This is a genomic window from Candidatus Nitrosotalea sp. FS (assembly GCF_011319475.1).
Lineage (GTDB): Archaea > Thermoproteota > Nitrososphaeria > Nitrososphaerales > Nitrosopumilaceae > Nitrosotalea.
Window position 1 is genome coordinate 19,914 of record NZ_RCMC01000307.1, and the last position, 9,752, is coordinate 29,665.

Below are 9,752 nucleotides of genomic sequence, written 5' to 3' on the forward strand. Positions count from 1 at the left end.
GAACCTAGTTGTTTGCTAAGCAGATGTTGTGAAGCAGAATATAGCATTCGTTTTCGGATTGTAGTTGGTTTCATGTTATTATACCACCATCGATGCCAAGTTTGCGATTCTTGGATACTTTTCTGCTGCTTCGACTGCTACAGGTCCCTTGATTTCAGTGCCCTTGATTTCACCTTCTGGTGTAACAAGCACTGCTGCATTGTCTTCAAATGTTACTCTAACTCCGCTTAATCTTCTTACAGCATATTTTTGTCTAACAATAACTGCACCAAATATTTGTCCTCTTAGTTCACCAGGACCTTTCTTTACTACAACGTTACAAAAGTCGCCAACTGCTGCAGATGGATAACGAGCCACTCTGGTCTTTGTTTTTTGGACCATTACGATTTCCAAGATCTTGGCACCGGTGTTATCTGCACATACTACTTGAGCTCCAAGTGGAAGTGCTCTTGTTACATATGGTCGGAATTCTTGAACTCCTTTTGCCGAAACTGCACGACTCTTTGTTGCGGCCATTATGATACTACCTCAACTACTACGAAGGATACACTCTTTGAAATAGGTCTGCATTCTGCAGTAAGAACAATATCGCCTTCTTTTACATCAATGCACTGTGGTCTGTGTGCGTGTAATTTGCTTTGACTACGTGCATATCTTTTGTATTTGATATCAAGTCTTGGAAATTCTTGTTGTACGACAATTGTTTTTGGTGCTCTAGCACTGACTACTTTGCCCTGAACTAGTTTACCTCTGATACTAAGAGTGCCGTGGAATGGACACAAGTCATCTTGGCAATCAGACTTTGGTGCCTTGACTTGGAGTCCTATGTTTCTAGTCATGCTTTTACTCCCATTCTTTCAAAGGATCTTTTTGTGATGGTGTTTCCATCTACAAGAGCAGATGTGCCATTGAAGCTGAACTGCCATGTAGAATTGTGTTTTGGTATCGTTTTGATTCCAGCTGCAGTTTGAATTGCAAACATGGATTTTGTTTCGTCTATTACTTTACCGTGCAAGCCTATCATTTGAGAATTGGTAGATTTTACAATCAAGGTTTCAAGTCCGATTAATTCATGACGTGTGATATTTTCTGCTGTAATCATTTGGATTTCATCTCATTTAGTCTAGTTAATACTCTTGCGATATCTCTTCGAAGAGGCTTTACCTTTCCGCTGTCTTTTCGCAATGTTCCTTTAGATGCTTCAATCTTTAGTTTAGTAAGTTCGGAACGCAATTGTCCTAGTCTGTCTTTAAGATCAGTTTCATTGAACTCTCGAACTGTTTTCATCTTGATTCGGGCCATTACTTGAGCTCCTCCTCTACTTCTTCAAATGTTTCCACAGTCTCTATCAATTTTTCTTCAAGCTCAATTACTTCACTTTCAGTGCGTGGCTTGGTTGGATCAATCTGTGTTTCTTCGACAATCTCAATTTCTTCTGGAACTTCGACTTTTTGCTTTGTTTCTTTCTTCATTACCTTTAATTCAAATTCTGGTATGAATCGCTCTTTTCTTGCAATTCTGATTCTAACTCCGATAAGACCCATTTTTGTTTGAACGTGTACGATATCTTCTGATACTATAACTGTAGCTTGGTGTCCTGCGCGCGGCAGTATACCTTTACTGTGTTTTTCAAAGCTTGAACGGTCACCTCTTAGTTTGCCAGAAGTTGTGATTTGTACACCCATTGCACCTGCTTCCATTATAGTCTGCATTGTCCACATGACTGCACGTCTGAATGCAGTACCTCTTGCAAGGTGTTGTGACATTCTGTTGCACATTACACTTGGTTCAAGTTCTGGTTTTGTTATTTCAATTACTGATATCTGTGGATTCTTTAGACCAAAGTCTGTTTCCAAAACCTTTGTAAGATCTCGTATTCCACTTCCCTTTCTTCCTATTACAATACCAGGTCTTGTTACGTGTAATCCGACTCTGGTTCCTGTTGGAGTTTTTTGAATATCAACTTCTGAAAAACCTGCTTCCTTGATTGCTTCTCTTAGATAATCTTTCAAGAGCATCAGTTTGTAACTATCATTGATTACATTTTTCACAGATGACATGCTATAGCTCCTGAGCTACAAGCTCAACATGTGTAAGAATGTCTATCTTTGGAGTTGCACGTCCCATTGCACGTGGCGTAAATCGTTCAAGTTTTCTGCCCTTGTGCACTGTTGCATTGATTATTTTTAATCTGTCAAGATCCATTCCTCGATATTCTGCGTTTGATTCTAAATTGTCAAGTAATCGGATAAATTCTGATGCTGCTTTTTCTGGATATCTTCCTGCCATTACTCCAGTGTCTGACTTGTGTCCTACTTCGTTGTTGTATCTTTGGAATGGAACTGCGCGCTCCAAGTTGACAACAGATTGTAGATAACTTCTTGCAGATTCAATTGACATCCCCTTTATTTTATGTGCAATTTCTCTTGCATGCTTGTGGGAGATTGTCTTTTCTCGTAATGCAGCACGGACATGTCGTGTTTTATCATAATTTTGGAAAGCGTAGCTAAAATGCATAGATATCACTTTAATGGCACGTACAAGCTAGACCTGGATGCTCCTACACCAGGTGCACCGTGTATAACTCTCTTGTTGGTTCGTACAAACTCTCCTAGATAGTGTCCAACCATTTCTGGTCGTATTGTAACTGGCAAGAATTCTTTTCCTGAATAAACATGAATTGTAAGGCCTACAAAGTATGGTAAAACAATGACATCTCTTAGATGTGTCTTGATTTGCGTATTGGCTTTTCCAGCATTAGCAGACTTGATTTCTTCCAAGAGTTTTCGTTTGCCGTCTGTAATACCTCTTGTAAGTGATCTTCGTGCTCTTGATGGTAAAAGTTCAAAGAGTTTCTCTAGGGATAAGTTTTTGATCTCTTCGATTGCCAATCCGCGGTACTTGTATTCTTTAACCATTTATGCTCACCATTACTTTAGTTGATTCACGACTGACCATATTATAGCATTCCTATCTTTGTAGCCAAGTCTCTTGCCTTTTCAACTGTCTGGAATTTTACAAATGCTTTCTTGCCGTATACTGTTCTGCATACGTTTAGTCCGATTGGATCTTCTTTGTAGAGAAGTTTTATTGCTTCAACAATCTTTGGCTTGGTTGCTTCTTCTCTTACCAGGAAACAAATTCTGCTTTCATTTTCAACTAGTGCAAATGTCTTTTCAGTGATGTATGGTTTTAGAATGATGTGGTTTGCTTCTTCAATATTCATTTGTTAGCCACCAAAATTTCAAGATGAGGAGATTTTATTTTTGAGATCTCTTCAATTGCACCCTTAGAAAATACTGTCAATCTTACTGGTACTGCACCAGGAGCCAAGTCAAGTACACTAAGACTTTTTGCAGAGACCACATCAACGCCCAAAAGCGAGTGTGATGCCTTGGAAAGATTCTTGGAATCTTTTACTACAAATAAGACACTCTTTCCTACTTTGGTCTTTCTTCCTCTTAGCAAAGGTTTTCCTGAACGACCTTTCAGTCTGCTTCGTAGTCTGTCTACATCTTGTGACAGATGTAATGCATCTAAAACTTTGACTAGATCTTTTGATTTTATTACAGATTCAATTTGGTCAGATACTACAACTGGGAATGATTCAATCTTGTCTACCTTATGGCCTCTAAGTTTTACCAGTGCAGAAGAAGTTGTTGCTGCCAATGCAGAACATAGAGCAAGACGGTTTTCTTTCTTGTTTAACATTTTGTGTATTATTCTTTCAGATGTTGGAGGATGTGCCTGTCTTCCTTTTCTTGTCATTGCGACTCCACCGGCTTGTCCTTGTCTTCCACCTCCACCGCCTGCCATTCTTGCAACTCTTGCTTGGTGGTGACCTGTTGGAGGACTGTTGGATTCGGCAACTACGTCCATACCTGCGTTTGGATATCTTCCTTGTCTTTGGAAAGAGTGTGATTCCAAGTGCACGTATGCCTTGTGGATTAGTTCATTTCTAATAGGAGTTGAAAATACAAGTGGCAATTCTAATTCGCCATCTTTAGAGCCTGTTGTTGTAAAGACTGGAACTTTCATTTGTTAATCATTACCTCTAGTATTTTTGGTTGTGTGACCTTTGTCAATTTTGGTCTGACAGGTGCACGAAGTTTTACCAGTCTACGATAAGTTCCTGGAATTGAACCGCGTATGATAACGTAATCGCCTTCTACTACACCAAAGTGTTTGTAACCTCCCGCTGGATTAATTTTTAGTTCTTCATTTTGAGTATTGCTAACTATCATAATTCTGCTGTTGTATTGTGTTCTTTGATGAAATCCTCTCTGACCTGCTCTTGGAACAGAGTACATGATAGTTGCAGGACTGATTGGACCTAATGTACCAAGAGCTCTGACACTTTTTCTTGATTTGTGTTGTTTCTTCTTGACACCCCATCTTGTGATTGGACCTTCGATACCTTTTCCTTTTGTAATTGCGGCAACATCAACCTCGACTCCTTTTTGGAAGACTTGATCAATCTTTACTTCTTTTCCTAAAAGATCTTTTAAGAATGCAAATTGTTTTGCGATATCTCCGCCTTTTACTGCGACTTCAAAAACATATGGTTTCTTTTGCTCAAGTCCTGCTTTGCGTGGAAGAACTGCTGCAATTGCATAAAGTTCATCAATTTGAACAAGAGATTTTTCTGCTTTTTCAATTGCCTTTTCATCTGGTTTTGTTTTGAAAAGTCTTGAAAGCTCTTTTGGTAAATCTTTAGCATAAACATCAAAAGTAGAATCTATTCCATATCTGTCCTTAGAGTAACCCCTGATTCCAATTATTGACATTGGAGGAGTAACTACAACGGTACCAAGTCCGACAAGCTGTTTTCCAAAGTTCGGAGTCTTTTCACGATCGTCAATACTTGCAATACGCATACAAGCAGCTTTGAATCCGGCATAACCGAGAAGTTTTGGTTGTTCTGCTTTTACATCAGGCCATGTCCTAATTCGGGCTTCCATGCTCTTCGCTCGACCTCTTGGCAAATATGCAAGGCTTCCCCTCCTAGGTTGACTATGTTTCCTATGACCCATTGTTAAGCAAATTTGTCGAAAAGCCCATTATAAGTCTATAATTAGAGAATACCAAGTTTTATTTTAGAAATTAGATCCTAGTGCAGAAAATGCATGACACCATTTACCATCAGTATGCCTCCAATTATCACACATGCAGCACCTGCGATAATTCCAAAAAGTAAAAACTTCTTTTTGTCAAGTGTTTTGTTATCCAATATTTCTTGCCACCGCGGATCCCGTATTAAAAACTAGTTACGGGTAAGAGTGTTAAGCACTGCAAGCGTTCCAAGAATTGCTTCTTCAAGTCTGACAGTTTCTGTTGCCTGATCTGAAAAAAAGTTTAGCACCTGAGATCGTGGAATATTTCCAATGCTTTTTCCCAAGATCTCATAGACTCCTTTTTTTGGAGAGCCAAAGACAAGCAAGACTTGTTCACGCGAGATCTCGTCAAAATATTTTTGTGTCTTGTGGATTGGTTTGCCCCTTCGTGATGTCAGTATGATAACAGATCCCCAAGTGGCAAGAAACGTGTTAAGGTTTGAGATTTCTTTTACATCATATCCCCAATACTGTGAGATCTCTTCTTTTTCGATCTGCTTTACAGTGAGAGCAGGATAGCCCTCCTTGAACTTGACTAGGATTCTCTTGCCGTCATCATCCTTACTGTAAAATGGAATCAGTTGTTCAAAGCCGACATTTACAAATTTTTTTCCTTTGTATTGCACCACAACTCCATCTCTTACATCTCCTGCCTTGATCTTTTTTGGATCGGATGTCTGTACATGTGATGGAATTTTGAGCGGACTAAGACTTCCTGCAAACTGGAAATCATCGCTTATTGGATAAAGTATCTTGCGCAGGTATTGTGGTGTTTCAAGATAACGAAGAAGATTTCGTAGTAACGATCTGTCCCTGTCTGATCCGCCAGATTCTTTGTAGATGTAAATTGTATTTACATGAAATATTGAACAAGCCCTTGCAATCTGAGATATCTTCATTGCCTTGTCAAGTGGAGTAGGTTCTTCTGAAAGTGAAGAATCTGGAATTGCGATTGAAATTTTCAATGTCTGTCCTAAGATTATTGCGCTATAAAATATTAGATGCTACTTTGGTCTCTTGGCAATGTTTTCTTTTGCCTTGACTGCAAAATGTTCAATGTCTTTTTCATTTGTTCTAATCAGTTGTTTTGTTGCAAGTGGGATTTGTGCCATCTTGATGTGTTTTACACCATCTTTTTCTTCGCTGACTAGATAGATAGATTCGATTGCCATTGCTGCTGCATCTTCAACTGTCATATCCTTTTTGTAGTTCTTTTCTAGAAATTCTGTAACTTGATCTGCGCCTGCGCCAATTGCTACTGCATCATATGAGATGTATGTTCCACTTGGGTCAGTCAAGTATATTGTACTGCCGCTCTTGTCAATTCCTGCAATTATGAGTGCAACACCAAATGGTCTTACACCTGCATATTGCGTATATTGTTGAGCCTGGTCTGCCAAGTGTTTTGCGACTGCCTCTACCTCGATTGGCTCGTCATATATCATTCTGTTACTTTGTGAAAAGAATCTTGCATTGTCCACTTGGGATCTTGCATCTGGAATGTAGCCTGCTGCTGCAACTCCAATGTGATCATCGACTTGGAATATTTTTTGTGTAATATCAGAATTTTGTAATTTTCTTGGTTTTTCTTCTACTGCAAGTATGATTCCATCCTTGCTTTTGATGCCTATTGCAAGAGTACCACGTCTTACTGTCTCTATAGCATATTCAACTTGGTAAAGTCTACCATCTGGAGAAAAGACTGTAATTGCTCTATCATAACCTGCAGCTGCTGGTAGCATTTCAAAGTTCATCCTTTGAAGGTTTAATTTAAGTTTATACAACTTGAGATCATGCGTTTTGAGATCTCATTTCATGGTCACAAGAATGTAAGATCACTTCATCCAAAATCAATTGAGATCACAACTGACTCTGATCTTACAGTAAATGGAGATTGCATAGTCGGTGTTAGAGCTTCATGTGGTTGTCTTGGAATTCCAGACAAGATGAAAACATTACTACAAGATCCTCAATCAGAGGTGACTTGTACGATATTGGTTGATGATTTTGCATACAAGATAACAGGTAGAGGCAGCGAGAAACTCACTTTGAAAAATCCACATGATATTGTAATCAGGAAAAGCAATTTCACATGTCCAAGGACTTTGTCAATTGGGTGTGATACTGCATCAGATTCAATTCCTCGCCAAATGATAAAGGCATTACAAAATCCAGAAACAAAAGGAATTTTCAGAATCGAAGTAAAATGAGGAAAAGATTATTTTTGCACAAGTAACTGGCCGTTGTTTTCAAACACTTTAGCCATTGCCCTGTTAACAATTTCCATCATGATATGCTCTTCATAGTTTGATTCTGCTGAAAGATTTTTTGAGCTTTTTTTCTTTATTTTATGTCCTGCATTTTCGACAATATTTTTTATCACTTTTTCCAATTTTACTGAAGTGTCTGCAATTGTCTTTGAAAATTCTGATTCGAAATTTGCCGGAAGCTTTGTTCCCATGACCCTAACAGAGGTTCCATAATATTTCATGACGGCCCCTCTGACTTCTTCCATTTTTACAATTTCAATCAGTCCGGCATTTTTTAGGACGTCGATGTGATGCCTTATTGTGGTGGTTGCTTTTTTGTATCCCATCTTGTTTAGTTCATCAACAATCTGTTCTGTTGCAAGTTGCTTGTGATACAGAATTTGTAGAATCTTTATTCTTGCAGCATCATCAAGGGCTTTTGCTTGGTCTGCATTTGTACTAAGTATTTTGCTTATTTTGAGTTCTTTTTGTAGCAGTGTTGACATTTTCTAAGTTTACTTTTCTAGTTTTCCTAAAAGATCAAGAGATCATATTTTTTTGTCCATTACGTAACTTTTTTTTATGCTCCAAGTTTGGTCAACCCACATGAACATTTCTAGTCATGGTACCATGATACCACATAACATAATGATGACAATCATAGCACTGGCATCAAATCAGTATCAGTGGTACCAATATCATACCATTACTAGAATTATTGTACCAGTACAAAAAATGTCAAAAATTTCAAAAAAATAAAAAAACTGGAAAAACCTGTCAAGCTGGGGGGTCAAATGGTCACCAGGGTGCAAAAAATACGGCAGGCTCAGATTAGAGATTCGAGTTAAAACTTGATTCCAGTTATCTTTTCGTATGCAGTGATGTATCTTGATGATAGTTCGTTGGACAAATTGCTAGATAGTTGTGGTGCAACAGGTTCTTTTCCTGCATTTCGGTCGTCTTCAAACTTTTTTTGATATCCGTTTGCTGCAAGCCAGTCACGCAACAGTTGCTTGTCAAAGCTTTCCTGAATCTTTCCAACTGCGTAAGACTCTTTTGGCCACAGACGATATTCATCAGGTCCAATAGAATCACCAAGAACAATATCGTTTCCTATCTTGCCAAACTCTAGTTTCAGGTCAGCCAACACAAATCCTGCCTTGTCTGCAGCCTGGAACATTTGGCGATAAATCTCAAGTGAGGCATTTTCTAGCCATTCATACTCTGCTTTTGTTACAAGGTTTCTGTCAATTGCATCTTGCTTTGATATTGGAACATCATGTGTTTCAGATTTTGTGGTAGGATCAAAGATTGGTGTTGGTAGTTTTGCGGCAAGCTCTGGAATCGTTCCACCAGGCAACTTGACCTGACCGTCTTTCCATCTTTGGACCAGACTCCCATAGAAATATCCACGTACCACGCATTCAATTGGAATCATTTGCATCTTTTTTACTACAATCTTGTCCTTGCCCTCTGTTCTGACATAATGGTTTTTGATTGGCAGTTTTTTGAACCAGAATTCGGCAAACCTGCACAACACCTCACCTTTTTTTGGAATGGGTGTTGGAAACTTTACGTCAAATGCCGATACTCTGTCTGAAAAATGAAATAAAATATCTCCGTCTGGAAGCTCGTAAATGTCTTTTACCTTGCCTGAGCGTAAAAACTTCAAACAGGCGGTCATTGAACAGGCTTGGATTTAAACTGATACACCAAGTGACGTTTTAGGCTAAAAATGTGGTTTACTTATTTTGCGTTCTTGCCAGGAAGTGCAGGCAATGTTGTAGTTGAAAGAACGTTTGATACCATACGGATTTTTTTTGTGATTATCTTGTCAAGTTCTGGTCTTGTAGAAGCCTGGACTTTGACAAATATATCAAACTGGCCAAATGTTCCTGTTGCTTCCTTTACACCATCAATTTTTAGAATATCATTCATGACGTCCATTTCATGGCCCATCTTGCTTTTTACCAAGACAAATGAGAGTTCCATGTTACTCACCCTTGATTTCTGCCCTTGTTTTAAACATAGGCTTGATTCCCAGAGTGGAATAGTCTCCGCTTGAACAAGTAAAGCACATTGAATCAGTATCCATTCCAACTGCAGCTGCCAAGTTCTTGGCATCGTTGTAACCAAGAAAGTCTGCTCCAATTAGCTGTCTTACTTTTTCTGTGATTTCATCTTCGGTGTATTTCTTGCCGTCACCCATGTATGTCACAAGTTCATCCTGTGATGGAAAGTCAATTCCGGCATAACATGGAAATTGAATTTGCGGAAATGTTATCACCATGCTTATCTTTCTTGCACCTGCCCTTCTCAGAGCCTTGATGATCGCTTTGGAACTTGTACCTCTAACAAGGCTGTCATCTACAACAACGACATGTTTTCC

17 protein-coding genes and 1 pseudogene are annotated in these 9,752 nt (G+C 38.9%); 2 read left to right on the plus strand and 16 right to left on the minus strand.

Annotated features, from left to right (window positions below; genetic code table 11):
- Nucleotides 1–78 precede the first annotated feature (78 nt).
- From DYY66_RS12560 to psmA, 12 genes are all read right to left on the minus strand, one after another.
- Nucleotides 79–516, minus strand: a complete 438-nt coding sequence (locus DYY66_RS12560) for an uL14 family ribosomal protein (protein WP_157926940.1) — start codon at nucleotides 514–516, stop codon at nucleotides 79–81.
- Nucleotides 516–839, minus strand: a complete 324-nt coding sequence (locus DYY66_RS12565) for a 30S ribosomal protein S17 (RefSeq protein ID WP_166290041.1) — start codon at nucleotides 837–839, stop codon at nucleotides 516–518. The genes DYY66_RS12560 and DYY66_RS12565 overlap by 1 nt, the downstream gene beginning before the upstream one ends.
- Nucleotides 836–1,102 (minus strand): ribonuclease P protein subunit, encoded by a 267-nt coding sequence (locus tag DYY66_RS12570; RefSeq protein WP_166290044.1) that lies wholly within the window; start codon nucleotides 1,100–1,102, stop codon nucleotides 836–838. The genes DYY66_RS12565 and DYY66_RS12570 overlap by 4 nt, the downstream gene beginning before the upstream one ends.
- The gene (gene rpmC, locus DYY66_RS12575) at nucleotides 1,099–1,302 is read right to left on the minus strand and encodes a 50S ribosomal protein L29 (protein WP_166290047.1); all 204 of its coding nucleotides are present in this window, start codon (nucleotides 1,300–1,302) and stop codon (nucleotides 1,099–1,101) included. Before rpmC ends, DYY66_RS12570 begins: the two co-directional genes overlap by 4 nt.
- Complete coding sequence (locus DYY66_RS12580; protein ID WP_166290050.1) at nucleotides 1,302–2,060, minus strand: 30S ribosomal protein S3; 759 nt, start codon at nucleotides 2,058–2,060, stop codon at nucleotides 1,302–1,304. The genes rpmC and DYY66_RS12580 overlap by 1 nt, the downstream gene beginning before the upstream one ends.
- Before the next feature lies 1 nt (nucleotide 2,061).
- Complete coding sequence (locus tag DYY66_RS12585; RefSeq protein ID WP_166290053.1) at nucleotides 2,062–2,517, minus strand: 50S ribosomal protein L22; 456 nt, start codon at nucleotides 2,515–2,517, stop codon at nucleotides 2,062–2,064.
- 5 nt (nucleotides 2,518–2,522) lie between these two features.
- Nucleotides 2,523–2,918: a 30S ribosomal protein S19 gene (locus DYY66_RS12590; RefSeq protein WP_166290056.1), complete on the minus strand. Its 396-nt coding sequence runs from the start codon at nucleotides 2,916–2,918 to the stop codon at nucleotides 2,523–2,525.
- Nucleotides 2,919–2,959: 41 nt separating this feature from the next.
- On the minus strand, nucleotides 2,960–3,226 hold the full coding sequence (rplW, locus tag DYY66_RS12595; protein ID WP_166290059.1) for a 50S ribosomal protein L23: 267 nt from the start codon (nucleotides 3,224–3,226) through the stop codon (nucleotides 2,960–2,962).
- Nucleotides 3,223–4,038, minus strand: coding sequence for a 50S ribosomal protein L4 (gene rplD, locus DYY66_RS12600; RefSeq protein ID WP_166290062.1), 816 nt, complete (start codon nucleotides 4,036–4,038; stop codon nucleotides 3,223–3,225). Before rplD ends, rplW begins: the two co-directional genes overlap by 4 nt.
- Nucleotides 4,035–5,033 (minus strand): 50S ribosomal protein L3, encoded by a 999-nt coding sequence (locus DYY66_RS12605; RefSeq protein WP_166290065.1) that lies wholly within the window; start codon nucleotides 5,031–5,033, stop codon nucleotides 4,035–4,037. The genes rplD and DYY66_RS12605 overlap by 4 nt, the downstream gene beginning before the upstream one ends.
- Before the next feature lie 230 nt (nucleotides 5,034–5,263).
- A complete protein-coding gene (locus DYY66_RS12610; protein ID WP_166290068.1) occupies nucleotides 5,264–6,079 on the minus strand; it encodes a putative RNA uridine N3 methyltransferase in 816 nt (271 codons plus the stop codon).
- Between the two features lie 39 nt (nucleotides 6,080–6,118).
- A complete protein-coding gene (gene psmA / locus DYY66_RS12615; protein WP_166290071.1) occupies nucleotides 6,119–6,856 on the minus strand; it encodes an archaeal proteasome endopeptidase complex subunit alpha in 738 nt (245 codons plus the stop codon).
- Between the two features lie 51 nt (nucleotides 6,857–6,907).
- On the opposite strand from psmA, the gene DYY66_RS12620 reads away from it, so the two are divergent.
- Nucleotides 6,908–7,324: a DUF371 domain-containing protein gene (locus DYY66_RS12620; RefSeq protein WP_166290074.1), complete on the plus strand. Its 417-nt coding sequence runs from the start codon at nucleotides 6,908–6,910 to the stop codon at nucleotides 7,322–7,324.
- Nucleotides 7,325–7,332: 8 nt separating this feature from the next.
- On the opposite strand, the gene DYY66_RS12625 is transcribed toward DYY66_RS12620, so the two are convergent.
- Nucleotides 7,333–7,869 (minus strand): winged helix-turn-helix domain-containing protein, encoded by a 537-nt coding sequence (locus DYY66_RS12625; protein WP_166290077.1) that lies wholly within the window; start codon nucleotides 7,867–7,869, stop codon nucleotides 7,333–7,335.
- A 100-nt stretch (nucleotides 7,870–7,969) separates the two neighbouring features.
- On the opposite strand from DYY66_RS12625, the gene DYY66_RS12630 reads away from it, so the two are divergent.
- Entirely contained in the window at nucleotides 7,970–8,122 is a 153-nt protein-coding gene (locus tag DYY66_RS12630; protein ID WP_166290080.1) for a hypothetical protein, read from the plus strand.
- Between the two features lie 85 nt (nucleotides 8,123–8,207).
- Here the strand turns inward: DYY66_RS12630 and purC are convergent, their stop codons facing one another.
- The 3 genes and pseudogenes from purC to DYY66_RS15220 form a co-directional block, all read right to left on the minus strand.
- Complete coding sequence (purC, locus tag DYY66_RS12635) at nucleotides 8,208–9,035, minus strand: phosphoribosylaminoimidazolesuccinocarboxamide synthase (protein ID WP_166290082.1); 828 nt, start codon at nucleotides 9,033–9,035, stop codon at nucleotides 8,208–8,210.
- Nucleotides 9,036–9,109: 74 nt separating this feature from the next.
- On the minus strand, nucleotides 9,110–9,355 hold the full coding sequence (locus tag DYY66_RS12640; protein WP_166290085.1) for an Lrp/AsnC ligand binding domain-containing protein: 246 nt from the start codon (nucleotides 9,353–9,355) through the stop codon (nucleotides 9,110–9,112).
- Nucleotide 9,356: 1 nt separating this feature from the next.
- Nucleotides 9,357–9,752 (minus strand): annotated as a pseudogene (locus DYY66_RS15220) (amidophosphoribosyltransferase); the annotation flags it as partial.